Origin of the sequence: Clostridium grantii DSM 8605 (assembly GCF_900129965.1) — a bacterium.
GTDB classification, from domain to species: domain Bacteria; phylum Bacillota; class Clostridia; order Clostridiales; family Clostridiaceae; genus Clostridium_AF; species Clostridium_AF grantii.
This window is the reverse complement of record NZ_FQXM01000011.1, coordinates 33,343-57,696: the sequence shown is the minus strand read 5'-3', so window position 1 is coordinate 57,696 and position 24,354 is coordinate 33,343. Positions and strand designations below refer to the sequence as shown.

The window sequence follows — 24,354 nt, the reverse complement described above, 5'->3', positions numbered from 1 at the left end:
GTTAAAATTATCAAATAAAAAGAGAGCTCAATGTTGAACTAATAAACATGTTTAAAAAAGTGCATATATGGTAAAATTATAAGTATGAGAGGAAGTGAATTAGATGGAAAACTCAAATAAATTAATAAGATTCGATTGGTTTATAAAAAAGATGTTACGAGATAAAAGCAATTTTAAAGTTTTAGAAGGATTTCTAACAGCACTACTTAAAAAAGATATTGTTATTTTAAATATTCTTGAAAGTGAAGGAAATCAAAGCAGTGAAACAAATAAATTTAACAGAGTAGATATTCTTGTAGAAGATGAAAATAAAGAGAAAATAATTGTTGAAATACAAAATGAGAGAGAGTCTGATTATTTAGAAAGAGTTCTTTACGGTAGCTCAAAGGTTATAGTTGATTATTTTAAATTAGGAGAAGAATATAAAGATATTTCAAAAGTTATTTCTGTAAGTATTCTTTATTTTAATTTAGGTACTGGAAAAGACTATATTTATTATGGAACCACAGAATTTTATGGAATGCACACAAATGAAAAATTGAAAGTAAAAAATAAAGTAGTACAGATAGATGATAAAGGGGAAAATAAAGTGACTTTTAAAGAGAAAGCAAATATATTCCCAGAGTACTATCTAATTAATATAGAAAGATTTAAGAATATTGTAAAAGAAGATATAGATGAATGGATATATATGCTTAAAAATTCAGAAATCAAAAAGGAATTCAAATCCAAGTATATCAAAGAAGCAGAGATGCAATTAAATCTTACAAAGTTAGAGCAAAAGGATCGAAGAGCTTATGAAAAACATTTAGAAACTATAGCAATTGAGAGAGATATAATGTCTACAGCTAAGGCAGAAGGATGGATTGAAGGAAAAGAAGAGGGAAGAGAAGAAGGAAGAGAAGAAGGAAGAGAAGAAGGAGCAGCCTCAGCAAGAAGAGAAGATATATTGGATAATTTAAATGAAATAGAAATTGTCACTGATGAGGTGATTAAGCTGATTAATGAAGAAGATAACAATGATACTTTAAAGAAATGGTTGAGATTTTCTGCAAAAGCAGATAGTTTGGAAGATTTTATTTGCAAAATCAAACAATAAAGCAAGACTTTGAATTCTTAAGTCTTGTTTTTTTTGTGTTCTATTTTGTTGACAAGTAAGATAGCTGGGCATATAATACTTATATACTCATATGAGTATATAAGTATTAATGTGTAAATGATTATGAGGAATTATGAGAACATAAAAATATATTAATATAGCATATTTATGTATGTGGGAGATGATATTTTTGTCAAAAAATATTCAAGTTAGTGTGGGCATAATTGGTGGAGGGCCAGCAGGTTATGTTGCTGCAATCAAAGCAGCACAACTAGGGGCTAGCGTTGCAATGGTTGAAGAAAGAGAGATTGGAGGAACTTGCCTTAATAGAGGGTGTATTCCTACAAAAGCATTACTAAGGACTTCGGAAGTAACTTATTTAATTAAAAAATCCAAGGAAGTTTCAATAGATTCCACATTAAATTCTTTGGATTGGAGTACTGCAAATTCTAGGAAAGATAGAGTTGTTAAAAATCTAAGAATGGGTATAGAACATTTAATGAAAAAGAACAACATTCATGTAATAAAGGGTTCAGGAAGAATAGTTAATTCATCAGAAATAATGGTGGAAACAGAAAGTGAAGAAATTCATATAAACTGTGAAAAATTAATAATAACTACTGGTTCAAAGCCCTTAAAGCCTGATATTTCTGGTATTGATCTAGAAGATGTTATTACAAGTGATGAAGCCCTAGAATTAAAAGAGGTTCCTGAAAATATAGTAATAATAGGGGCTGGAGCTATTGGACTTGAGTTTGCAACTATGTTTAATTATGCGGGATCAAAAGTTACTGTTATAGAGCTTATGGATAATATACTACCATCAGAGGATAAAGAAATCACAAGTGAGCTTGAGAAGATAATGAAAAGACAAGGAATTAAAATAAATTTGAATACAAAAGTAATAGATATTGTGGAAAGTGAAAAAGGATTAATATTACATACAAACGAAAATGAAAAAGAAAAATTTATTGAAACCCAAAAAGTTTTAATAGCAGTTGGACGTAAGCTAAATGGCGTATCAAAAGATATTGTTCAATTAGGAATTAAGACGGAAAAAGGTAAAATACTTGTAAATGAAAACATGGAAACAAATATAAAAAATGTTTATGCAGCTGGAGATGTAATCGGAGGAAAATTACTTGCTCATCTTGCTTATGCAGAAGGTCGAGTTGCAGCACAAAATGCTTTAGGAATTAAAAGTAAAGTTAATTATAATGCAGTACCAGCTTGTGTTTATACACATCCAGAAATAGCTTCTGTAGGTTTAAATGAAGAAGAAGCAAAGAACAAAAATATAGAAGTTAATATAGGTAGATTTAATTTTAGAAATAACAGTAGAGCATTGTGTCTTAGCGAGAGAGAAGGATTTGTAAAAATAGTTGTGGACAAGAATTCTAATATTATATTAGGGGCTCAAATTTTAGGAGCTAATGCTTCAGAAATAATATCTGAACTTACTTTGGCGGTGAGTGCAGGAATTAAAGCTGAGATTATGGCAGAAATAATACATCCACACCCAACTTTAAGTGAAGCAATAATGGAAGCTTGTGGGGATGCAGTAGGTTTAGCAATTCATAAATAAATGATAATAATTTTGCAAAAGCAAAGTTATAAAAAACAAAAAAAGTGGAGGAATATTTTTATGGAAGAAAAACAATTGCCAGGATTTATTATGTGTGTGTGTACAGGAAAATGTCCAGGATTTCAAGCGATGGATATTTGGGATTTTATCAATCAGGTTAGAGTTGAATTACCTGTAGAGTATGGATTTATACATCCGCAACTTTGCGAAGAAGATGGAGATAGATTTTTAGCAGATTTCTTAAAATCTCATAGAAAAGTGGTAATAGGAGCATGTGCACCTAATATGCAAAAGAAAATGTTTAAAGATGCATTTAAAGAAGCAGGTTTAGATATAGAAAAAGATGCAGTTATGCTTGATATCAGAGATATGACCAATGAAAAAGCTATAAGTGTAGTAGAAGAGGCATTAGAAAAATTAGGGTTGGAGGTATAAAAATGAGCGAAACAACTTTCATGGGAGTTCCAAGAGATAGCATTGATTGGAGTCCAATAATAGATTTTGAAAAATGTAATTATTGTAATGATTGCGTAGAATTTTGTCCTCATAAAGTTTTTGAAGTGAGAGAAAATGAAGAGCAAAAGCTAGTTGTAAAAAATCCAAATAATTGTGTAGTTTTCTGTAGAGCTTGCGGAAAAGCATGTGGTCTTGATGCAATTGATTTTCCAAATAAAGCAGAGGTAACTAAAAAAATCAAGGAAACAAGAAAGGCGATGAAGGAAAATGAGTAAAAAGTATGCTATTTTACCTTGTAATGGTCTTGATAAGTGTGCAGGGTGTATTTCTAGTGAAGTAGCTATAAAAGTTTGTGAGGAATCTGAAAGTGAATTAATTTGCCCAGTTTTATATAGAGTGGCTGAATCTAGATATAACAAAGTGGCAGAAGAAAATCCACTTCTTGTAATTGATGGATGTGCAACTAGATGTGCAAGTAAACTAGCAGTTGAGAAAGGGCTAAAAGTAGTAAAGAAAATTACTGTAACAGAAGAAGCAAAGAATAATGATATTATCATAGGTAAAGCTTTAAGAATTGATTCGGAAGAACAGAGATTAGTTGATATTATAAGTAAAGATATTTTAAAAGAGGAGGACAAGGAGGAAAAATCATTAGATAATAAGGTTGGTTTTCCTGAAACAATAGAGTATGAGATTTATAAAAAAGACAAATTTATATTTAAAGTTCCCAAAGAAGGTTTTTATTTTAATGAAAATGATTCATGGGTTTATATCTCAGGAAATATTGCAAGAATAGGGGTAACTGATTATGTACAGCAAAGTCTTTCAGATATCATGTTTTTTAATGAACCAGCAATTGATTCAGAAATAGAACAATTTGGGGAGCTAGGAACAATAGAATCAGGAAAAGCAGTATTTGAGGTTGTTTGTCCTGTTTCAGGAAAAATAATTTCCATTAATGATGAGATTATAGCAGCGCCTGAATTGATTAATGAAAATCCTTATGAAAAAGGATGGATAGCAGAAATTGAACTTGGGGATTTAGAGGAAGATAAAGATTTTTTATTGAATTTTGAAGATTACTTTAAAATATTGAAGAGAAAGGTTGATGATTTCCATGTCTAATAAAATTAAAGTTATTCCTTGCAGTGGTATGGGTAAGGTTTTAGGATTAGTTTCTAGAGAAGTAGCTCTCAAGGTTGCTAATGAATTATGTGCCCATCAATCAGAAAATATGTGCCTTGCTTTTGTATCAACAGATGGCGAAGCTTCTGGTAAATTAATAAAAGGGAAAAAATGTATTACTATTGATGGATGTCCTAAAATGTGTGCGGCAAAAAATGTTGCTAATGTTGGGGGAATAGTGAAAGAAGAATATAGAGTTATAGATGCTTTTAGAAAGCATAAAGGGGCTAAGGCTGGAACTGCTACTGAACTTACTGAAGAAGGCTGGGAAATAGTTGATGAAATAGCTGATGAATTAGCTAAAAAGGTAAAAGAATTAAGTAAGGAGGGTAATTAGTTATGGCAGAAAATAAAGACAACTTAAAGATTGGTGTAGTATCCTGTAGTGGGGAAGATTGTTTAGGTGGAACTATATCTAGATTGGCAACAAGAAAGATGCTTGACGAGATTATGCCTGAAAAAACAGTTACTATATGTTTACCACTTTTTAATGCAGGGGGAGAAGAAGAAAGAGGATTTGCAAAAAAATATCCTACCATTGTAGTAGAGGGCTGTGATAAATGTTGTGCAAAAATAGCTACCGAAAAGTATAGTGGTAAAGTTAGTGATACAATAATAGTTTCTGATATTTTAGGCAAGGAAATAGCGGAATCAAAATTAGTATCCACAAGATATTTAACAGAAGAACATAAAGAAATGGTGGAAAAAGTTGCAAAAGAAATCGAAAAAGTTATGATGAAATACTTATAACAGCAACAAAATTTGGTTGAGATAAAGCTTAATAAAGCACTCTTCCTAATGAGAAAAGTGCTTTATTAAGTCCTAAGAAAATGTGACACGAACAGTGAACCATATTTATTGTAAATAGCCAAGAATCTTTTATTTAATTGAATTTTCTTCTATTATGGTATATTGCCAAAATTAATATAATGGATGAAACAGCTGCAAAGAATATAAAGGATTGGATAAAAGGAACAAAATTATAGCTACCACCTTGCCAAAAATCTATAAATTCTCCGCTGATATAAGTTGTTGGAAAAACATATGCCACAGCCTTTAGTGCATCTGGAAAATCCTTTGCTTGCACACCAAACATTCCGCTTAAAATCATTATTAAAAAATATAATATCATAGTTATGGCAAAAGTTGGTCCAAATTTCTTGAAAAATAATGATATTCCATGAGCTAACATAAACAAAATTGTAGATAGTAAATATAAGGATACTATTAAAATAAGTGCTGAGCTTAAAGTTGGTACCTGTATTTTTAATACTGAGATAACTACTGCTGTGTAGATAACCAGTGATATGGTTATAAAAATCAAATGGGCACATATTTTAGAAATCAATATAGTTTTTTCACTATACCCAAACAACCGAAATCTTAATGGTGTGTTTTTTTCTAGTTCCTGGGAAAATATTGCGGAATATCCTACAAGAATAGATGCTAAGGGAATAATTAAACTTTCAGTAATAAAAATACTTGTTAAAACAACATCTCTCATATCCTCAGGCACATTGCCTACCAATATTTTTCCAAAGAATATGGTCATTCCAATGGGAAAAATCACCCCAAAAATTAGGGTAAATGTATTTCCCATTAAATTTCTAAGTTCATATTTTATTAGCGCTAAATTAAATAGCTTTGTATTCATTGCTTATACCTCCCTTTAATTCACCATTAAATCTTGCTTTTGCATTAATAGACATAATTTCAATATCATTATTACTTCTTTTGAAATTTATATTTTGTTCTATTAATACCTTTACTATTTCTAATTCCTTATTCTCATTTAAGCAAGAAAGAGCTATTAAATGTTCAGGTGCAATTATTTTGGGTAAGTTTTTACTCAATTCTTCATTTCTTTTATTGTTTTCAATAGTTATTGTTGATTTGCCGCAGTATTTTTGGAATAACTGTTCCTTAGTTCCGAAATCAACTACTTCTCCATTATCTAAAATCAATACCTTACTAGCTAGTTTTTCCAGCTCTTCATAGTAATGAGATACAATGCATATGGTAGCTTCTTTATTTTCATACCACTGAGTTATTTTATTCATTAATTGTTGACGAGTTTCAAAATCTAATCCTGAAGTAACTTCATCAAAGAATACCAAAGGAGTATCTTGAATTAAAACTAAGATGATCGTTAAACGTTGTTTTTGTCCTCCAGATAAGGCACTGAATTTTTTATTAAGACAATTCTCAAAATTAAAAAAACTAATTAATTCCTGTAATACTTTATTACTTTTTATTTTTGTGTTCAAAATAGCCTCAATTATATACTTAATTGCCATAGTGTCCACATAATTATTTTCTTGCATATGTGCGGACATTTGCTCTGGCTTTAAATTAGTTTGAATTCTACCATTATAATTTGTAAGCCCTAATATTGATTTTACTAAAGTGGTTTTTCCAGCACCATTTGACCCAATTATCCCTATCCTGTCCCCAGTTTCAAAAGTTATTGGTGATTTTATTGATAATGCAATTTGCTGTCCATATTTCACTTCTAAATTATTTATAGTTACCATAATTAATCTCCTTATTTAACAAATTTCTATAGTTAAATTATACCAAACTCATATGAATTTCATATGAAGATTATATGTGAATATTATGGTGATTGTATGAAATACAAAGAGCCTTCAACACCCTCATTAATATTTCTAAGGGTAATTTGATAATTCAATAGTTTTGCGTAATAGGCTACAATGTAAAGCCCTAAGCCATGTCCACGATTTTCGCTATTACTTGAAACAAAGGGGTCAAAAATATGTGGCAATAAATCTTCTTCTATAAATGAATCATAATTAATAATTGTTAATGCTTTATAAGATAAAGTTATTTTTATATGACCATCTTTTGGAGTATAATTTATAGCATTATTTATTAGATTATCTATTATTTTAAAAATAAGCTTTTTATCTGTATCTATATTTACTGTGGTTATTTCTTTTTCTATAGTAATACCTTTTAGTTTCAGTTGCACTTCATAGGATAAAAGACTTTCTTCAATTACCTTACCAATATCTATGCTTTCCTTTTTAATAGTTTCAATGGAATTGTTAAGATTTAAAATATCATCAATTATTTTTCTCATAGATTGCAATTGAAGTTTTACTTGTGGCAAATATTGTTTTGTATCTTTGTATTTTCCGATTTCATTAATCATACCCTCTACCAGTAATAAAGATGCTGCCACTGGAGTTTTTAATTGATGGGAGGATGCTCTCAAAAATACTTCTTGCCTTTTATTTTGCTTTGAAAGATAGTTATTCCTTTTCTCAAGTTCCTTAAAGTTTTCATTTAATTTTAAATATAATTCATTAAGAGTCTCACCTAAAATTGCAATTTCATCCTGACCTTCTATTTTCATTAGTTCAACTTCTCTATGAGTATTTTCTTTCATAAACACAGCATGATTTACCAGTTTTTCTATTGGAATCACTATTTTTCTTGAAAATAAAATAGTTGATACTAATATTAATAAAAAAGCGGTGGCAATAATCATTGGTAAACTTTGAAAAATTATTGGTTTTATTTCTTCTATCTTTGGAGTCATTGCAGTGAAAACCGATACAATAATATCATTTTTGTAAAGACTCAAAGCTATATAGTTAGTATAATAATTACTTCCATCAAATACTTTACCTTCATAAATAACGGTATTATCATCTATTACATTAATTTTTGAGGATATTTCTTCATAAATATTAGTAGAATCATTTTCTAAAAATTCAAAGGTCAAAGGTAAACTATCCTTAAATAGCTTATTTTTAAAAATTTCTTCAATGTTATTAGTAAAATCAAAATCTTTCTTTTCTAAATTTTCTATTTCATCCCTGTGAGTAGAATAGTATCTTACTTTTTCAAGAATTTTTAATATTTCATCATCATTAATAGTGACTTTTATAGAGCCTAGTTTATTAGAGATAAAAACTTTATTACCCTCAGCTGGTATTTTAATAGTAGCTGACCCTACAGGATTACTTGAGGATATATTTTTATAATTTCCATCAATTATATAATTTTCTTGTATAGATTTTATTGAATTATAATTAAGTTTTCCCATATAATCTACATATAAAGAAGGTAACATAAGTACAAAATATGCTATCATTAAAGCCACTATTGTTCCTGATATAATGGCACTATAAAGAAAGGTTTTTTTTGATAAATTCATCAATTAACCTCCTGATCAAACTTATAGCCCACACCAGTTACCGTTTTTATATATTTTTTGGGTAGTTTTTTTCTCAGGTTCTTCACATGAGCATCTATTATTCTGTCGTTGCCAAAGTACTCATCATTGAAAATTTTCATTATTAATTTTTCACGAGTAAAAACATGTTTTGGTTCTTTCATTAATGTTTGTAGAAGTAAAAATTCACTTAAAGTTAATTGTAAAGAATCATTGTCGTAGTAAGCTTGAAATTCTTCATCATTTATATACAAACCTTTTGATTCTGATATTTTTGCGCTATTTCCCATGGTTCTACGCAATATTGTTTCTATACGTTTAAGCAATAATAAAGGTGAAAATGGTTTTATTACATAATCATCCGCATAAAAGTTAAAGGCTTTTAACTGTGTTTGTTCATCTTCAAGGGCGGTGAGCATTATTGTAGCTATTTGAGGATTTGTTTTCTTTATATGTTCAAGAACAACTAATCCACTTACTTTTGGCACCATTATATCTAATATAGCTAAATCAAAAAAATTGCTTTCTAGTAAATCTAAAGCCTCTTGCCCATCCTTAGCACAAACTACTTCGTATTTCTGCATTTTCATATATTCTGTGGTTACTTCTGATATAGTGGGTTCGTCCTCTAAAAATAAAATTCTTGCCATCTTTCATTTCCCCTTTATTATAATTTATAACGAAGTTTTTCTATATATAAATCAGCTCTTCTTTTACTTTGGAATCTATAATTTAAACTGGGCTTAATTTCTGGATATTTTTCTTTAAAATAATGATACAGAATTATTTTTCCCATCTTGTGATTTTCAGATTCCTTTATAACTGCAAATTTCCATTTATTAAATCACCTCAAAATAAAATAATATCTATACTCTTATTATTTTATCATAATTTGCTAATATTGGAGTTATTATTAATTATGAAAAAAGTTTAGTGGAGAATATAGATTTCTATAAAAAAAATAAATAAAATTTAAAAATAACTCTTGACCACTGGAAACCGATTACCTATAATAGAAGTATAAACTTTATCACTTATGAAATAGCATATCTTTGAAGAATGCTATAGTTTGTTTTGTGAGCATATATATTTTTGCTTTTCAGGAAACCGGTTTCTTGAAAAAGGAATTAGAATTAGCTCTATTAAAGGTTAGATCAGGCTATATTTTGAAAATAATAATTAAAAATTGGGAGGTTTTATTATGTGTAAAAATTTAATCAGTGACAAAATAGCTCTTGCATCTCAGTGGGTTGCCCCTAAGATTTTGGATTTAAATAGTATTCAAAAGGGTGATATGCCGGGAGACAAAATTAGTATTGATGAAAATCATTTAAAGAAAGCTGAAAAGATTTTTCCGGAACTATTAAAACTATTAGTACCTGTATTTAATAACCAAAGTAATCAAAAAGCAGTTATTTCTGTACATGGTGGTTCGGGTGTAGGTAAATCAGAGACAGGCTCTTTACTTGCCTATTATTTTAATAATATGAACATAGGTAGCTATATTTTATCAGGAGATAACTATCCACATAGAATACCCAAATATAATGATGCGGAAAGATTGAGTGTTTTTAGAGAAAGTGGTATAAAGGGGTTAGTAGCAAGAGGGGAATATAATAGCGAGAGAAATGATAAATTAAAAGAATTACAAGAAAGTGGTAATGACTCTAATTCTGAATACTTCAAAGAGTTTCCTTGGTTAGAAGTTTATAAAGAAGAGGGAATTAAGGGACTTAAAAATTACTTAGGAACAAATAATGAAATAGATTTCTCAGAATTAAGCAATATTATTGCACAGTTTAAAAATGGAACAGAAAATATTATGCTTAAAAGAATGGGTAGAGAAGAAAATGAATTATGGTATGATTCAGTTGACTTTAGCAATACAAATGTTTTGATAATTGAATGGACACATGGAAACAATCCAAATTTAGAAGGAGTGGATATTCCAATACTTTTAAATAGTACACCAAAAGAAACTCTTGAACACCGTAGATCACGTAATAGAGATGGAGCAATAGACAGTTCTTTTACAATGATGATTTTAGAAATTGAGCAGGGTAAATTGGTTTCTCAAGCACATAATGCAAAAATCATTTTAACAAAAAATGGAGATATAATCTCTTTTGAAGAGTATACAAAATTAATGGAAGAATAGCAGGCTTAGGAGGAAAAAAATGAACATTAATTCTATTGAGAAAAAAGAAGAAAGAGCCATCAAGGCTGGAGCTATGCTAAATGCATATCCAGATAGTATAGGTGGAACCTTAAAAGATATTGTAGAATTTATAAAAAATCCTAATGTTAAAGGTGCTTTTGAATCATTTTATATTTTACCAAGTATTTTTAATACTGATTTGGATAGAGGATTTTCCGTAATAGATTATGAAATGAATGATATGCTTGCATCCAAAGAAGACTTAAAGGAACTAAAAAATAATGGAATTGCATTTAAGTTTGATTTTATTTTAAATCATGCATCAGTGTTATCAAAACAATTCCAAGATATTTTGAAAAATGGTGAAGACTCTAAATACAAAGATTTTTTTATCAATTGGAATAAATTTTGGGAAAATCATGGAGAAATGACTACAGAAGGGTATATTCAACCCAATGCGGATTTAATTAAAGACATGTTTTTTAGAAAACAAGGACTTCCTATTCTAAATGTAAGAATGCCAGATGGAAAAGAAGTTCCTTATTGGAATACTTTTTATCAAGAAGTAAAGTATGAGACAATAGATGCGCAAGATCTTATGAGAGAAATGAATATTCAATATTCTTCAGCAGAAATATTAGCTAATATAGTTAATAAAGCTTTAAATTCAGGAAAAAAACCTAATGAAATTGAATTTGATAGATTCACAAAATATGAAGAAGATGTCATTAATTTACTTGAGTCAAGACGTAAGTATTTAGGACAAATGGATTTGAATATTAAATCCCCGTTAGTTTGGGAATTCTATGAAGATACTTTGAAAAAGCTTTCTGGATATGGTGCTGAAATAGTAAGACTTGATGCATTTGCATATGCTCCAAAAGAGCCGGGAGCTAAGAATTTTCTTAATGACCCTGGAACTTGGGATTTACTTCTTGGGGTAAAAGAGTTAGCGGATAAATATAATTTAAAACTTTTACCAGAGATTCATTCAAAGTATGAGGAAAAAATTCATGAGAAAATAGCAGATATGGGATTTATGACTTATGATTTCTTCCTGCCAGGACTTATTATTGATGCTTTTGAAAGAAACACACATGATTGTTTAATTAAATGGATTAATGATATTCAAGAAAAAAATATTAAAACTGTAAATATGCTTGGTTGCCATGATGGTATTCCTCTTCTTGATTTAAAAGGGTTGTTGCCAGATGAACAAATAGATACACTTATAAAAACAGTTATCAATAGAGGCGGTTACGTTAAAGATCTCCACGGGGCTAAAAATATTTACTATCAGGTAAATGCTACTTACTATAGTGCATTGGGTGAAGATGATGAGAAACTTCTTTTAGCTCGTGCAATTCAAATGTTTATGCCAGGAAAACCACAAGTATGGTATCTAGATCTTTTTGCAGGAAAGAATAATCATGAAGCAGTAGAAAAAGCAGGTTCTGGGGGACATAAAGAGATTAATAGAACAAACTTAAGTTTAAAGCAGGCTCAAGAAGGGGTTAAGAATAAAGTTGTGGAAGAACAACTTCAACTTCTTAAATTTAGAAATACTTGTCCGGCTTTCGGATTTGAGGCTAAATTAAAAGTTTTAGAAACTGACCATCATATTCTAAAATTAACTTGGGAGAATAATGGTTACACTGCAAGCTTAGAAGCTAATTTAAAGGATTATAGTTATACAATTGAATCAATTGATCCAAAGGGGAAAATTGTAGAGTATTCATTAACGAAATAATTATATTGAATTAAAATATACAATTATCTTGACAACGGGAAACCGATTACTTATAATAGAATTGTAGATGATTTAAGAACAAATTTTTAACAGGAGGAAACAGTAATGAAAGCAACTATAAACGATGTAGCAAAAATGGCAGGAGTATCTAAAGCTACTGTTTCTAGAGTACTTAATGGAAGTAAACCTGTTAGTGATGATATTAGAGACAAGGTTATGAAAGTAGTTGAGGAAACCAATTACAAACCAAGTTCTTTAGCAAGAAGTTTGGTAAGTAAAAAAACCAATATATTTGGAATTATAATACCAGATGTATCAAATCCTTTTTTTTCAGAGTTAGTAAAAGGTGTTCAAATGACAGCAAATGAAAATGGATATAATATTTTACTTTGCAATACCTATGATGAATTTGATAAAGAAATGGAGTATCTTAACATCTTAGATGATAAAGAAGTTGACGGAATAATATTTTTAACTAGTAAAATTGAAGAAAAGCATAAAGAATTTTTTTCTTCTTATAAAAATCCTATTGTAACTGTTAGTAGAAGGTTTGAAGATATGCCTATTTCAAGTGTTGATATAGATAATTTCAGTGCTGCTTATGAAGTAATGAATTATTTGATAAACTTAAATCATAAAAAAATTGCTATGATAAGAGGACCTTTGTATGACAAGTCTACAGGGTATGATAGATATAAAGGATATGAAAAAGCCTTAGAAGATAGCAATATTAAATTAGATGAAAATTTGATTGTTGAAGGAAAATTCAAAGTAAAAGATGGCTACAATGCAATGAGCAAACTGTTAACTTTAAAAGAATTACCAACAGCAGTATTTTGTGCTTGTGATGAGATGGCTATAGGAGCAATAAAATGTATTTATGAAAGTGGTTTTAAAGTTCCAGAAGATATATCTGTAGTAGGATTTGATGATATACCTATAGCATCAATGTTTATACCGTCAGTAACTACCGTAAGACAACCAGTATTTGATTTTGGAGAAAAAGCGGTAGATATTTTGTTGAGACAAATCAACAGCGGAGTACATGAAGAAGAGAACATAGTTCTTCCTACTAAAATTATTATAAGAAAAAGTACAAAAAGAAAATAAAAGTACTTTTTTTTAAGAAACAGGAAACCGATTTCCTTGGTGGAGTTATAGTTTTTTAAACAATTATGTTTTTGTTGAAAGTTTTGTGTAAATTAAGTTTCACAGTGGGAACTCTATACTATACAAAACTACATAAAATAAATAAAAAAATTATGGGGGGTATTTTATTATGAAAAAGAAAAAAGTATTATCACTAATTCTTACAGCGGCATTATCAGTATCTTTAATGGCTGGATGTGCTAAAACAAATAATGCAACTAATTCAGGTAACAAAACAGAAGGTTCTACAACAGAAGTAGTTAAAGTTACTTTTGTAAATTCTAAAGGAGAAATACAAACTCAATTAGAGGAAGCAGCAGTAGCATTTACAGCAGCTAATCCTAATATAGACGTAGAAGTTATCCCTTGCCCAGATGGGACATCCCCATTTGAAAAAATTTCTGCAATGTATGCATCGGGTAATGCACCTACTTTAGCAATGATGGATCCTAACGATATTCCAAAATTCAAAGATAAATTTGCAGATTTATCAAGTGAAAAATGGGTAGCAGATACATTAGAAGGAAATCTTGATGCAGTTACTATAGATGGAGTAGTTAAGGCTTTTCCATTAACAATTGAAGGATATGGACTTATCTACAACAAATCTGTATTAGATGCTGCTGGCGTTGACCCAACAACTATAAATACAACTGATTCTTTAAAAGCAGCTTTTGCTAAAATTGATGCATCAGGAGTAGCACCTATGATTCTATCACCAATGGATTGGTCACTTGGAGCTCACTATTTAACACTTGCTTATAATCAACAAGATAAAGATTTAGCGAAAGCAGAAGAATTAATTGCAGGATTAAAAGATGGAAGTGCAGATCTTTCTAACAATGCAGTATTTAATGGTTACATGGATACATTTGATGTATTAAAAGAAGCTAACATAGATAATGCAGATGCATTAGCAGGTACTTATGATAGAGCTGCTGAAGTGCTTGGTAAAGGAGAAGTAGGATTTTGGTTCATGGGTAACTGGGCTTGGCCACAAATTAAAGAATTTAATGAATCAAACTCTGATTTTGGATTTATACCTGTACCAGTAAGTAATGATGCTGCTGATTATGGTAACACACAAATAACTGTAGCACCTTCTAAATTTATCGGATTAGACGTAGAGCAAAATTCACAAGAACAACAAGATGCTGCTAAAGCATTCTTAAACTGGTTAGTATATGATGAAGCAGGTCAAGATATTTTAGTTAATAAAGCTAATATAATTCCAGCTTTCAAAAATATTACTCTTGAAGCACAAGATCCATTAGCAAAATCTATTAAATCATACATGAGTGAAGGAAAAACTTTAAGAAGTATTGCAACTCTTCCAGGAGATCACTGGGCACAAGTTGGAGCAGCTATGCAAAAATACTTAGTTGGTCAATCAGATAGAGCTACACTTGCAGAAGAAATAAAAGCATATTGGGGAACAGTAAAGTAATCTCAATTAAAATCAATAGCGGATATAATGTTGTATATCCGCTATTTTAATAAAAGGTCAGATAGTAACAGGATATTTGTTAAAAAAGGGGTGTTAAAATGAATAATGAAAAAAGTTTTATTCAAAAATTAAAGACTTATACAATTTTTGCAGGACCATCAACTTTTGCTTTTCTAACAGTAATGATTATCCCCTTCTTGTTTGGGATATACTTGACTTTTACTAATTGGAATGGAATAGATAGTGAACATATTCTTGTAGGTTTTAAAAATTACGGAGAAGTTTTTAAGGATGGAGTATTTTGGACATCATTTGGGTTTACATTAAAATATGTGTTTGTTACAGTGATTCTTGTTAATGCAGTAGCTTTCTTTTTAGCATTTATATTAACTAGTGGTACAAAGGGTCAAAATTTCTTTAGAGCAGGCTTTTTTACTCCTAATTTAATAGGCGGAATTTTACTTGGATTTATATGGCAGTTTATTTTCTCAAATGTTTTAGTTTATATAGGTAAAAACTTTAATATACCAATATTCTCATCATCTTGGTTATCTGATCCAAATAAAGCATTTTGGACATTAGTTATAGTAACAGTATGGCAATTATCTGGTTATATGATGATTATATATATTGCAGGCTTTATGAATGTTCCTGGAGATATACTAGAAGCAGCAGATATAGATGGGGCTAGCCCTTTCATAAAATTGAAAAATATTATCTTACCTATGATGATACCTTCTTTTACAGTATGTATATTTTTAACACTGCAAAGAGGATTCATGGTTTACGATTTAAATATATCCTTAACTGGCGGTGGGCCATTTAAAAGTACAGAAATGATAGCGATGCATGTTTATAATAAAGCTTTTTTAGCACAACAATACGGGGTAGGACAGGCACAAGCATTTTTCTTATTCTTGATGGTTGCTAGTGTTACTTTAATACAAGTTTATTTAACTAAGAGGATGGAGGTAGAAGCTTAATGAAAAGAAATAAGTTTATAGTTAATGCATTAAAATTAGTTGTATTAAGTATATTTTTTATTATATATATAGTTCCTTTTGTGTTTGTGTTAATAAACTCTTTTAAAGATAGAAAAGAAATTATTGCAAATCCTTTAGCTCTTCCTACAACTTTTAGCTTATTTAATTATATTGATGCATTCAAGAAAATGGATTACCTTCATGGCTTTACAAATTCATTAATAATAACATTTTTTAGTGTTTTAATTATAACAATTTTTTCATCCATGACAGCTTATATTTTTGTAAGAAAAGATTGGAAAATGAATAAAATAATGTTCTTTGCAATGTTAGCATCTATGATTATTCCTTTCCAAGGTATTATGATTCCTTTAGTTAAAATTTATGGTACCATTGGATTTCTTAATAGCAAATGGGCTTTAATTTATATGTACTTAGGATTTGGTTCTTCGCTTGCAGTCTTCATGTATCATGGGTTTATAAAAAGTATACCAAGGTCATTAGAAGAAGCGGCTATGATTGATGGATGTAATGAATTCCAAACCTTTTGGAAAGTTGTATTTCCATTATTAAAACCAACAACAATGACTATCGTTATTTTAGACGTATTATGGATTTGGAATGATTTCTTGTTACCATCTTTAGTGTTGATAGGACAAACAGAAAGAACATTACCATTATCAACTTATTATTTTTCAGGAACATATACAGTTGAATATGGTTTATCTATGGCAGGTTTAATGCTGACAGTAATCCCAGTAATAATTGTATATTTGTTTATGCAAAAACATATTATAGACGGAGTTCTTCAGGGTTCAGTAAAATAAATAAATAAAAAATAGTTAACTTTAAATAGTTAACTATTTTTTATTTATCCTTGATTTTGAATACCTATGCATTCCATTCAAGTATTTTATTTAAAAATGTTTTAACTTCTTTTGATTTAGGATTTTTAAATATTTCAGTGCTTTTTCCACTTTCAATAATTTTATTATCCCCTAAAAATATAACTTTCTCACAAGCATTTTTAGCAAAACCCATTTCGTGAGTTACAATTATAGTATCTAACCCATCTCCTTGAAGTTCTTTTAGCATATCTAATACTTCAGAAGTATATTCCGGATCTAAGGCTGATGTTGGTTCATCTAACAATAAAAGCTTAGGTTTAATGGCAACGGCTCTTGCTAAAGCTATTCTTTGCTGCTGCCCTCCTGAAAGCTGAAAAGGGTACTTGTTTTTTTCTTTGGATAAACCAAATCTAGCGAAAAGTTTGTCCGCTATTTCTACCGATTGTACTTTATTAACCCCAAAGGTATATATAAGAGGCAAGGTTACATTTTCTAATGCTGTAAGATGTTCAAAAAGTCCTTTAGATTGAAAAACAAAACCTATATTTCTTCTGTAAATTTGCAAGGATTTTTCATCAAAATTAATTTTATCCCCATCTAAATACATTTCTCCACTGTCTGGAACAATTAATCCCCCCATAATTCTTAATAATGTGGATTTTCCGCCTCCAGAGGGGCCGATAATTGCAATAGAATTTATATCATCCTGAAAACAAATATCTTTTAATACTACTTTATCTTTAAAATCTTTACATATATTTCTAAGCTCTATTTTCATGTTTATACCTTCTTTCAAAAATTCCTGATATCATGGAAACAGTAAAGGTAAGTATAAAATATAAGAACCCAACAAATATATAGTTCTCAAACATTCTAAAATTATCTGCGGATATTTCTTGTATTGTTTGGGTAAGTTCAATTAAAGCAATTACTGACAATAGTGAGGAATCCTTAATTATAGATGAAAATTGCCCTGCTAAAGCTGGTATTATACGAGCCATCAATATAGGAAAGGTTACAAGTCTAAAAGTTTTAGCCGGAGTAAGCCCAATTGATTTTGCAATTTCATATTGTTGATTGTCTATACTTTCTAACCCACCTCTAATAATTTCTGAAATGTACGCTCCTTCAAAAATAGAGAGTATTATTATACCAGCCACATATCTGTTAGCTACCCCCCAAGCTGTTCCTATAATATAATAGAAAAAGTATATTTGAACCAATAAAGGTGTTCCTCTTATAAGTTGTACATAAACCTTAGAAAAATAACTTATAGCTAATATTCTAGATTTTTGACCAATAGCTGTTATTGCTCCGATTAACAAGCTTATAATTAAACTTCCTATAGAAATAACTATAGTCATTACAAACCCATCCCATAGTCTTTGTTTATATTTAAATAAAGTGGTGAAATCCAATTTTAAATTAATAGAATCTACTGAAAACCACATAAATAAAACAAATACCATCACAACAAAAAAAGCACTAAGTATTTTATTCACTAAAGTTGGCTCTTGATTAATTCTATTTTTCATATAATCTCCTTAATCAAAGAACCATGGAAAATCAAGTTCGTCAAAGATTTTCTTTTCCTCTGCCATATATTTATTTGTAACTTCTTCAAATCCGTCTTTTTCTTTATACTCTTTTATGAAGGCATTTATTTCACTTAATAACTCTTCATTTCCTTTATTTACAGCCATTCCCCAACTTTCACTATCTTGAAATGGTATAAGAACTGCCTCTGTAGTTTCTTTATTTAATTGATTTTGACGATAAATCGTTAATTGATCATAAATAAAAGCATCAGCTTTTCCTTGAGTAACTTCTGTAACACAAGCATTTTCAGAAGAAAGAGCATTGATAGTTGCTTTTGTTAAATTCTTATTTGCATATATATATCCTGTTGTTCCTTTTTTTACATCAATAGTTCTACCTTCTTCATTTAAATCTTCAATAGACTTAACATCAGAATCTTTATTTACTAATAAAGCAAGATATGAATGAGCATAAGGATCGGAAAAATCAATTACCTCTTTGCGCTCATCTGTAATAGTCATAGAGGATATAACTACATCTACTTTATTTGTTTGAAGTGATGGAATAAGACCATCCCAATTAATATTTTCAATTTTTACAGGCCTATTTAAATATTCCCCTAAAGCTTTTGCTAAATCTGCACTAACACCAGTGGGATTTCCATCTGAATCTTTTGTTTCAAAAGGGGGATAAGCAAGCTCCATACCTACAATCAATTCTTCATTTTGATCATTTGTATTTGCTTTATTATTATTGGCAGTACAACCGGTAAATAACATGCTGATAAATGTAGTTGCTAATAATATCGCTACTATTTTTTTCATTAACTTCACTTCTTTCCTATAATTTTTATAATCTTAAGTATACCACTTTTGATTGATTTAAAAAACAGAAATCTTAGTTGCATAAGTTATACAACTAAGACTTCTTATATTCTAAAATAAATCAAAAACAAAGTAGGATTTACTTTTCTATTAGATAACAGTAATTATTTCTTCTTCTTTTAATCTTGATTTAGGTAAATCAGCATTAAAGTCATTAGCACTTCTGTAACCAAGTGCAACTATACCAATTGCTGTATATCCTTTTTCAATTAAACCTAGCTCTTCATTTAAAACTTTTGCATCAAAACCTTCCATTGGCACAGCATCAATACCAAGAGCAGCAGCCCCTAATAAAAGATTACCCATGTTTAAATAAACTTGTTTTGCTATCCAATGTTGCAAATCTTTTAAATCATTACGATGTATATTTACAAAGGTTGAGCGACCCATATGTTGATTGTTTTTAAAGTCTTCTTGAGTAAAACGACCGTCAGCATCTTCAGATTCTAATACATGAAGTAAATATTCTTCATCCATATCAGTTCTTGCACAAAATACAACAACCTGAGGTGCATCTAACACTTTAGCATCATTAAAACTAAAAAATCCTTGAGTACTTTTACTAATTTTCTTTTTACCTTCATCTGTATTTGCAATTACAAAGTGCCATGGTTGACCATTAACACTAGATGGACTAAGTTTTAAAAGGTCTTTGATTTTGCTAAGATCCTCATCTGAAATTTTCTTTGTGGCATCAAATTCTTTTACAGAGTAACGTTTGTTTAAACTTTCAATTATATTCATATTTTTTTCTCCTTTTAATTTGGTGTATAATAGTATTCATATTATTTATCGAATGTCACTATTTTATTATCAAAATAATGTGTGATTTCTAACAATATAGTTAGTTTAACTTAGCTATAAAAGAAATACAACTACAGTCTTTTTTGTCATATGCATGCAAAAAGTAAAGAATTGTGATTTTATAATGGTTTTGAAGAAAAATATTTAATTATAGAGTTCCATAAATGTAGTAAATGGATAAATACTATCCTTAATTCAAGCAGATATATTGACTACTAAAAAACTATGAAGTATTATGTGAGAAGATTATACTATTAAAAAATAGATTCTAAGGGGATAGTTATATGAAACTTAATGAGATAAAAGAAAGAATGAAATCACAAAAATTATATTTCTGTGATAATGCAGAATTACTTGAAGAACAAGAAAAACAATTGGAGTTGCTTTATGATTTTAATCAAGCAAGGCCTAGCGAACATGAAAAAAAGAAAAAATTGTTAAAGGCTATGTTTTGTGAGATTGGTGAAGATTGCTATATTCAATCACCTTTTAATGCAAATTGGGGCGGAAAATTTGTTCATTTTGGCAACGGAGTTTATGCTAATTTTAATTTAACATTAGTAGATGATTGTGATATTTATGTAGGTAATAATGTGATGTTTGGACCAAATGTTACATTGTCGGCAGGCACACATCCCATTCATCCGGGGTTAAGGAGCAAACAAGTACAGTATAATGTATCTATAACAATTGGTAACAATGTTTGGATAGGTGCTAATTCAGTTGTACTACCAGGGATATCAATAGGAGATAACACAGTTATTGGTGCAGGTAGTGTGGTTACAAAAGATATTCCAGCAAATGTAGTTGCTGTAGGAAATCCTTGTAGAGTATTACGCCCTATAGGTGAAAGAGATATGGACTATTATTATAAAGATTTGAAAATAGATATGGAGCTGTAAAATGAAAATAAGAGTACCGGATTATTTTAAAAACTTTAGATGCATAGCTTCAGAATGTGAAGATACATGTTGTGCTGGATGGGAAGTTGTAATTGATGATGACACATATAATCATTATCAAGAGGTAAAGCTGGACTTTGGAAAAAGATTAAGAAATGAGATAGTACATAAAGATGGAGAAAATGTATTTGTATTAAAAGGCAACAACTGTCCATTTTTAAATGAAAATAAAATGTGCGACATATATAGTGAAATTGGAGAGGATAGCCTTTGCTATACATGCAAACAGTATCCAAGATATATGGAGGAATTTGGAGGTTTGCGTGAGGTCGGAATCTCATTATCATGTCCAGAAGCGGCAAGACTAATATTAAATGATAGCAGCAAAACAGAATTTAAGGTTAGCGAAAATCAAGAGGGAATAACTTCATATAATGATATTGATGCTATGTTTTATATAAATCTTATGCGATGTAGAAAATCAATTATTGATATTCTTCAAAATCGTGAGATTGATTTAGATAAAAGGGCTTGTTTAGTTCTTAAATTTGCCAGTGAAATTCAAGAAAAAATAGATGAAGATAGTATACAGGGTATAGAGGAAGTCAAAGAAAAATACTCAGATAGTAATTTTATAAAGGAATATATTAATAGCTTACATAATCATAAAAGCAAAGAAAGTATTAAATATAAGAATATGCATGAATTCTTTAAAGTATTTAAGGAATTAAAACATATAAATCCTAATGATCCATTGAAATTAAATGATGTAGTAAGATGTTTTTGGGAAAGTGACAATGAAGAGCTTTATTTAGCTAAACATAAGAATTTCAATAAGTATTATGAAGATAAGATGTATAAGTTTGAAAATCTATTAGTTTATTTTGTATTTAGATATTTTATGAAGGCGGTTTTTGACTGGGATGTATCTGCAAAAATAAAGCTAGCTGTAGTTAGTTATTTAATGATTAAGGAATTATTTGTATTAAGATGGATAGAAAAGTGTGAATTTACTGATGGAGACGCAGTAGATATAATGCATATGTATTCTAAAGATATTGAACATTTAGAGGAAAATATAGAAACACTAGCAGAAATTTTTGAAATTAATCATGTATTTAAAGTAGATGAGCTTTTAAATGTATTAAGTTGCAACAGCTAGAATAAAAAAAGGAAGTCGACCAGTTCCCCTTAAAATATAGGTATATTAAACAAAAAAAGAATTGCCATTAAAATAGCAATTCTTTTATTTTGTAAATTTAAGATGCAATTCTTATAGATTCAGTATAAGGAAAGGTAGCCAATGCAAGTGTAACAAAAAAAACAATTAAATTAAGTTTCACAGTGGTATCCCTATAATATAGGAATATATCATTTAAAGTAACTTAATAAGTGATTCTAACTCTTGAGCTAAACTTTTTGCAAGCTCAAAATCAGTGTTTTTTATAGCTAATTCTATTTTCATTTCAATTGATTTTTTCTTTTGTTCAATTTCTAAATAGTCTTTATCAAAATAATCAGCATAAATCATCTTTCTAAATTTTCTCATACGCATTTTTCTAATAGTTTTATCTTCAATGATTAAAACATAATCCATACAATTTATTATAGAATAGTAATCATGAGAAATCATTATAATGGCACCGTTATAATTCTCTATGGCTTTTTCAAGAGCTATTTGTGAATAAGTGTCTAAATGACTTGTAGGTTCATCCAAAAGTAACATGTTTGCTTTACTAGCAGCAACTTTAGCTAGTTGAAGAATATTCTTTTCCCCTCCAGACAATGACCCTATTTTTTGCTCAAGTATTTCTCTTTCAAACCCATAGTTTGAAACATAGGATTTGATTTCTTCATGAGTTTCGAATCCTATGCTTAAGAATTCTTCAAGGATTGTATTGGATTCATTTAGTATTTCTCCTTGAAGTTGAGATAAATAAGCTACTTTAATTTCAGGATTTATTTCAATAGAAGCTTGATTGTTTTTAAATATATCTCTGAGTAAAGTGGTTTTACCGGTGCCGTTTGAACCTATAATAGCTACTTTATCAGAAGATTTAATCTCAAAGTTAACATTTTCTAAAAGTGTTTCATCAAAAGCAACATTATAATCAGTAACTTTTAAGGCTATGATTTCTTCTGCTTCATTATAAGTTGTTAAACGGATATCTGGTTGTTTAATGTCTAGAAAAGGAGCTTTGATTCTACGCTCTTCTAATCTTTCTTGAATTTTAATTCTAGCTTTTAAAGCTTTTCCATTGGAAGCATCAGAATAAATGGATGCGAAAAATCTTAGTTTATTGATTATTGCTTCATTTCTTTCAATTTCATCATCATCAGCAATAGCAAGTTCTAGTAACTCAATTTTAGTTTGAAGTAATGAAAAATTATAATCAATATATCTTCCGTCAAATTCTTGAAGTTCCATATTTTCAAGGTGAATAATTTTGTTAAAGCAATGATTTAATAGATATCTATTGTGGGTAATAATTAACATTGTTCCTTGGTGAGAATTAATTAAATTTTTAAGAGAATTAAGATTTTCAAAGTCTAAAAAAACATCAGGTTCATCCATAAGCATTAAGTCTGGACTATGAAGCATTTCCTTAACAACTTGAATAAGTTTAAATTCCCCCCCACTAAGAGCAGATATCCTTGAATCTTTATGTTTCATTAAATTTGCAAGATTTAGTTTTTTATTAAGAAGGCTTTCGAAATCATCTCCACCAATTGCATCAAGTGAGTCTAAAGCTTGTTGATACTTTTCTAGTAAAAAATCAATATGGGAAGAAGTTTCCATTTCAGTACAAATAGATGTTATTTCATTTTGTAGTTTGAAAAATTCTTCTCCTAGATATTCAAAAACGGTGGTTTCTTTTGTTTTATCTAGTTGAGAAAATTGACTAACATACCCGATTTTACAATTTGGTTTTATCTCAAGGTTACCATCGAACATATATCTTTCGGGATCCATAATTATATCTATTAGTGTACTTTTTCCACTACCACTTGTTCCAATAAAAGCACAATGTTGATCATCTTCTAATGTAAATGAAATTTTATTGTATAAATCCTTTTGCGGAAATGAGTAGGACAAATTTTCAATTTTTATCATATTATTACCTCTCTTTATCATTTGAAAAGAGCTTATAAAAATAAGCTCTTTAATATAGTCGTACCAATGCAATCCTTATAGCATAACACTTTTTTAGATTAATTTCAATCTTCTTGGCAACAATACATTAAAAAGAAGCAGTTGTTTTAATTATTTTCATGGATAACTATAAAATTTGTAATTACATATCAAATGTTGTAAAATTAATCATGGAATTGCAATAATGTGTAATTAAGGTGTGTAATT

The 24,354-nt window shown here is 29.3% G+C and carries 25 protein-coding genes; 15 read left to right on the top strand and 10 right to left on the bottom strand.

Annotated features, from left to right (window positions below):
- Nucleotides 1-103: 103 nt before the first annotated feature.
- From BUB83_RS10920 to BUB83_RS10890, 7 genes are all read left to right on the top strand, one after another.
- The gene (locus tag BUB83_RS10920) at nt 104-1,099 is read left to right on the top strand and encodes a PD-(D/E)XK nuclease family transposase (protein WP_073338509.1); all 996 of its coding nucleotides are present in this window, start codon (nt 104-106) and stop codon (nt 1,097-1,099) included.
- 181 nt (nt 1,100-1,280) lie between these two features.
- The gene (gene lpdA / locus BUB83_RS10915; protein ID WP_143160529.1) at nt 1,281-2,684 is read left to right on the top strand and encodes a dihydrolipoyl dehydrogenase; all 1,404 of its coding nucleotides are present in this window, start codon (nt 1,281-1,283) and stop codon (nt 2,682-2,684) included.
- Nucleotides 2,685-2,744: 60 nt separating this feature from the next.
- The gene (locus BUB83_RS10910) at nt 2,745-3,119 is read left to right on the top strand and encodes a hypothetical protein (RefSeq protein WP_073338507.1); all 375 of its coding nucleotides are present in this window, start codon (nt 2,745-2,747) and stop codon (nt 3,117-3,119) included.
- 2 nt (nt 3,120-3,121) lie between these two features.
- A complete protein-coding gene (locus BUB83_RS10905; protein ID WP_073338506.1) occupies nt 3,122-3,415 on the top strand; it encodes a 4Fe-4S dicluster domain-containing protein in 294 nt (97 codons plus the stop codon).
- Complete coding sequence (locus tag BUB83_RS10900; protein ID WP_073338505.1) at nt 3,408-4,265, top strand: putative zinc-binding protein; 858 nt, start codon at nt 3,408-3,410, stop codon at nt 4,263-4,265. Before BUB83_RS10905 ends, BUB83_RS10900 begins: the two co-directional genes overlap by 8 nt.
- On the top strand, nt 4,258-4,662 hold the full coding sequence (locus tag BUB83_RS10895; protein ID WP_242950664.1) for a putative zinc-binding protein: 405 nt from the start codon (nt 4,258-4,260) through the stop codon (nt 4,660-4,662). Before BUB83_RS10900 ends, BUB83_RS10895 begins: the two co-directional genes overlap by 8 nt.
- A gap of 2 nt (nt 4,663-4,664) precedes the next feature.
- Nucleotides 4,665-5,075 (top strand): putative zinc-binding protein, encoded by a 411-nt coding sequence (locus BUB83_RS10890; protein ID WP_073338503.1) that lies wholly within the window; start codon nt 4,665-4,667, stop codon nt 5,073-5,075.
- A gap of 133 nt (nt 5,076-5,208) precedes the next feature.
- On the opposite strand, the gene BUB83_RS10885 is transcribed toward BUB83_RS10890, so the two are convergent.
- The 5 genes from BUB83_RS10885 to BUB83_RS23060 all read right to left on the bottom strand — a co-directional run bounded on the left by BUB83_RS10885 (nt 5,209) and on the right by BUB83_RS23060 (nt 9,349).
- Entirely contained in the window at nt 5,209-5,979 is a 771-nt protein-coding gene (locus tag BUB83_RS10885) for an ABC transporter permease (RefSeq protein ID WP_073338502.1), read from the bottom strand.
- Nucleotides 5,960-6,859 (bottom strand): ATP-binding cassette domain-containing protein, encoded by a 900-nt coding sequence (locus BUB83_RS10880; protein ID WP_073338501.1) that lies wholly within the window; start codon nt 6,857-6,859, stop codon nt 5,960-5,962. Before BUB83_RS10880 ends, BUB83_RS10885 begins: the two co-directional genes overlap by 20 nt.
- Before the next feature lie 83 nt (nt 6,860-6,942).
- Nucleotides 6,943-8,511, bottom strand: coding sequence for a sensor histidine kinase (locus BUB83_RS10875; RefSeq protein ID WP_073338500.1), 1,569 nt, complete (start codon nt 8,509-8,511; stop codon nt 6,943-6,945).
- Nucleotides 8,511-9,179 (bottom strand): response regulator transcription factor, encoded by a 669-nt coding sequence (locus BUB83_RS10870; RefSeq protein ID WP_073338499.1) that lies wholly within the window; start codon nt 9,177-9,179, stop codon nt 8,511-8,513. Before BUB83_RS10870 ends, BUB83_RS10875 begins: the two co-directional genes overlap by 1 nt.
- A gap of 17 nt (nt 9,180-9,196) precedes the next feature.
- Nucleotides 9,197-9,349: a competence protein CoiA family protein gene (locus BUB83_RS23060; RefSeq protein ID WP_479723233.1), complete on the bottom strand. Its 153-nt coding sequence runs from the start codon at nt 9,347-9,349 to the stop codon at nt 9,197-9,199.
- Nucleotides 9,350-9,730: 381 nt separating this feature from the next.
- Between BUB83_RS23060 and BUB83_RS10865 the strand changes: the two genes are divergently transcribed.
- The 6 genes from BUB83_RS10865 (at nt 9,731) to BUB83_RS10840 (ending at nt 16,843) form a co-directional block, all read left to right on the top strand.
- Nucleotides 9,731-10,687: an ATP-binding protein gene (locus BUB83_RS10865; RefSeq protein WP_084133521.1), complete on the top strand. Its 957-nt coding sequence runs from the start codon at nt 9,731-9,733 to the stop codon at nt 10,685-10,687.
- A gap of 19 nt (nt 10,688-10,706) precedes the next feature.
- Nucleotides 10,707-12,437: an alpha-amylase family protein gene (locus BUB83_RS10860; protein ID WP_073338498.1), complete on the top strand. Its 1,731-nt coding sequence runs from the start codon at nt 10,707-10,709 to the stop codon at nt 12,435-12,437.
- A 105-nt stretch (nt 12,438-12,542) separates the two neighbouring features.
- Nucleotides 12,543-13,547, top strand: a complete 1,005-nt coding sequence (locus tag BUB83_RS10855; protein ID WP_073338497.1) for a LacI family DNA-binding transcriptional regulator — start codon at nt 12,543-12,545, stop codon at nt 13,545-13,547.
- A 169-nt stretch (nt 13,548-13,716) separates the two neighbouring features.
- The gene (locus tag BUB83_RS10850; RefSeq protein ID WP_073338496.1) at nt 13,717-15,033 is read left to right on the top strand and encodes an ABC transporter substrate-binding protein; all 1,317 of its coding nucleotides are present in this window, start codon (nt 13,717-13,719) and stop codon (nt 15,031-15,033) included.
- 98 nt (nt 15,034-15,131) lie between these two features.
- Nucleotides 15,132-16,016 (top strand): carbohydrate ABC transporter permease, encoded by an 885-nt coding sequence (locus tag BUB83_RS10845; protein WP_073338495.1) that lies wholly within the window; start codon nt 15,132-15,134, stop codon nt 16,014-16,016.
- Complete coding sequence (locus BUB83_RS10840) at nt 16,016-16,843, top strand: carbohydrate ABC transporter permease (protein ID WP_073338494.1); 828 nt, start codon at nt 16,016-16,018, stop codon at nt 16,841-16,843. The genes BUB83_RS10845 and BUB83_RS10840 overlap by 1 nt, the downstream gene beginning before the upstream one ends.
- Before the next feature lie 64 nt (nt 16,844-16,907).
- On the opposite strand, the gene BUB83_RS10835 is transcribed toward BUB83_RS10840, so the two are convergent.
- The 4 genes from BUB83_RS10835 to nfsB form a co-directional block, all read right to left on the bottom strand.
- Entirely contained in the window at nt 16,908-17,642 is a 735-nt protein-coding gene (locus tag BUB83_RS10835) for an amino acid ABC transporter ATP-binding protein (protein WP_073338493.1), read from the bottom strand.
- Nucleotides 17,626-18,399: an amino acid ABC transporter permease gene (locus BUB83_RS10830; RefSeq protein ID WP_073338492.1), complete on the bottom strand. Its 774-nt coding sequence runs from the start codon at nt 18,397-18,399 to the stop codon at nt 17,626-17,628. The genes BUB83_RS10835 and BUB83_RS10830 overlap by 17 nt, the downstream gene beginning before the upstream one ends.
- Nucleotides 18,400-18,408: 9 nt before the next feature.
- Nucleotides 18,409-19,227: a transporter substrate-binding domain-containing protein gene (locus BUB83_RS10825; protein WP_073338491.1), complete on the bottom strand. Its 819-nt coding sequence runs from the start codon at nt 19,225-19,227 to the stop codon at nt 18,409-18,411.
- 150 nt (nt 19,228-19,377) lie between these two features.
- A complete protein-coding gene (gene nfsB, locus BUB83_RS10820; RefSeq protein ID WP_073338490.1) occupies nt 19,378-20,031 on the bottom strand; it encodes an oxygen-insensitive NAD(P)H nitroreductase in 654 nt (217 codons plus the stop codon).
- 344 nt (nt 20,032-20,375) lie between these two features.
- Here nfsB and BUB83_RS10815 point away from each other — a divergent pair, with 344 nt between their 5' ends.
- Together BUB83_RS10815 and fliB are read left to right on the top strand one after the other, a co-directional pair.
- Nucleotides 20,376-20,993, top strand: coding sequence for a sugar O-acetyltransferase (locus BUB83_RS10815; protein ID WP_073338489.1), 618 nt, complete (start codon nt 20,376-20,378; stop codon nt 20,991-20,993).
- Between the two features lies 1 nt (nt 20,994).
- Nucleotides 20,995-22,155: a flagellin lysine-N-methylase gene (gene fliB, locus BUB83_RS10810; protein WP_073338488.1), complete on the top strand. Its 1,161-nt coding sequence runs from the start codon at nt 20,995-20,997 to the stop codon at nt 22,153-22,155.
- 213 nt (nt 22,156-22,368) lie between these two features.
- Here the strand turns inward: fliB and BUB83_RS10805 are convergent, their stop codons facing one another.
- Nucleotides 22,369-24,108, bottom strand: coding sequence for an ABC-F family ATP-binding cassette domain-containing protein (locus BUB83_RS10805; RefSeq protein WP_073338487.1), 1,740 nt, complete (start codon nt 24,106-24,108; stop codon nt 22,369-22,371).
- Nucleotides 24,109-24,354 lie beyond the last annotated feature (246 nt).

Bases quoted from the DNA above. Each gene is read 5' to 3' on its own strand.
- BUB83_RS10920 (WP_073338509.1), top strand. From the start codon at position 104: ATGGAAAACTCAAATAAATTAATAAGATTCGATTGGTTTATAAAAAAG.
- lpdA (WP_143160529.1), top strand. From the start codon at position 1,281: ATGATATTTTTGTCAAAAAATATTCAAGTTAGTGTGGGCATAATTGGT.
- BUB83_RS10910 (WP_073338507.1), top strand. From the start codon at position 2,745: ATGGAAGAAAAACAATTGCCAGGATTTATTATGTGTGTGTGTACAGGA.
- BUB83_RS10905 (WP_073338506.1), top strand. From the start codon at position 3,122: ATGAGCGAAACAACTTTCATGGGAGTTCCAAGAGATAGCATTGATTGG.
- BUB83_RS10900 (WP_073338505.1), top strand. From the start codon at position 3,408: ATGAGTAAAAAGTATGCTATTTTACCTTGTAATGGTCTTGATAAGTGT.
- BUB83_RS10895 (WP_242950664.1), top strand. From the start codon at position 4,258: ATGTCTAATAAAATTAAAGTTATTCCTTGCAGTGGTATGGGTAAGGTT.
- BUB83_RS10890 (WP_073338503.1), top strand. From the start codon at position 4,665: ATGGCAGAAAATAAAGACAACTTAAAGATTGGTGTAGTATCCTGTAGT.
- BUB83_RS10885 (WP_073338502.1), bottom strand. From the start codon at position 5,979: ATGAATACAAAGCTATTTAATTTAGCGCTAATAAAATATGAACTTAGA.
- BUB83_RS10880 (WP_073338501.1), bottom strand. From the start codon at position 6,859: ATGGTAACTATAAATAATTTAGAAGTGAAATATGGACAGCAAATTGCA.
- BUB83_RS10875 (WP_073338500.1), bottom strand. From the start codon at position 8,511: ATGAATTTATCAAAAAAAACCTTTCTTTATAGTGCCATTATATCAGGA.
- BUB83_RS10870 (WP_073338499.1), bottom strand. From the start codon at position 9,179: ATGGCAAGAATTTTATTTTTAGAGGACGAACCCACTATATCAGAAGTA.
- BUB83_RS10865 (WP_084133521.1), top strand. From the start codon at position 9,731: ATGTGTAAAAATTTAATCAGTGACAAAATAGCTCTTGCATCTCAGTGG.
- BUB83_RS10860 (WP_073338498.1), top strand. From the start codon at position 10,707: ATGAACATTAATTCTATTGAGAAAAAAGAAGAAAGAGCCATCAAGGCT.
- BUB83_RS10855 (WP_073338497.1), top strand. From the start codon at position 12,543: ATGAAAGCAACTATAAACGATGTAGCAAAAATGGCAGGAGTATCTAAA.
- BUB83_RS10850 (WP_073338496.1), top strand. From the start codon at position 13,717: ATGAAAAAGAAAAAAGTATTATCACTAATTCTTACAGCGGCATTATCA.
- BUB83_RS10845 (WP_073338495.1), top strand. From the start codon at position 15,132: ATGAATAATGAAAAAAGTTTTATTCAAAAATTAAAGACTTATACAATT.
- BUB83_RS10840 (WP_073338494.1), top strand. From the start codon at position 16,016: ATGAAAAGAAATAAGTTTATAGTTAATGCATTAAAATTAGTTGTATTA.
- BUB83_RS10835 (WP_073338493.1), bottom strand. From the start codon at position 17,642: ATGAAAATAGAGCTTAGAAATATATGTAAAGATTTTAAAGATAAAGTA.
- BUB83_RS10830 (WP_073338492.1), bottom strand. From the start codon at position 18,399: ATGAAAAATAGAATTAATCAAGAGCCAACTTTAGTGAATAAAATACTT.
- BUB83_RS10825 (WP_073338491.1), bottom strand. From the start codon at position 19,227: ATGAAAAAAATAGTAGCGATATTATTAGCAACTACATTTATCAGCATG.
- nfsB (WP_073338490.1), bottom strand. From the start codon at position 20,031: ATGAATATAATTGAAAGTTTAAACAAACGTTACTCTGTAAAAGAATTT.
- BUB83_RS10815 (WP_073338489.1), top strand. From the start codon at position 20,376: ATGAAACTTAATGAGATAAAAGAAAGAATGAAATCACAAAAATTATAT.
- fliB (WP_073338488.1), top strand. From the start codon at position 20,995: ATGAAAATAAGAGTACCGGATTATTTTAAAAACTTTAGATGCATAGCT.
- BUB83_RS10805 (WP_073338487.1), bottom strand. From the start codon at position 24,108: ATGATAAAAATTGAAAATTTGTCCTACTCATTTCCGCAAAAGGATTTA.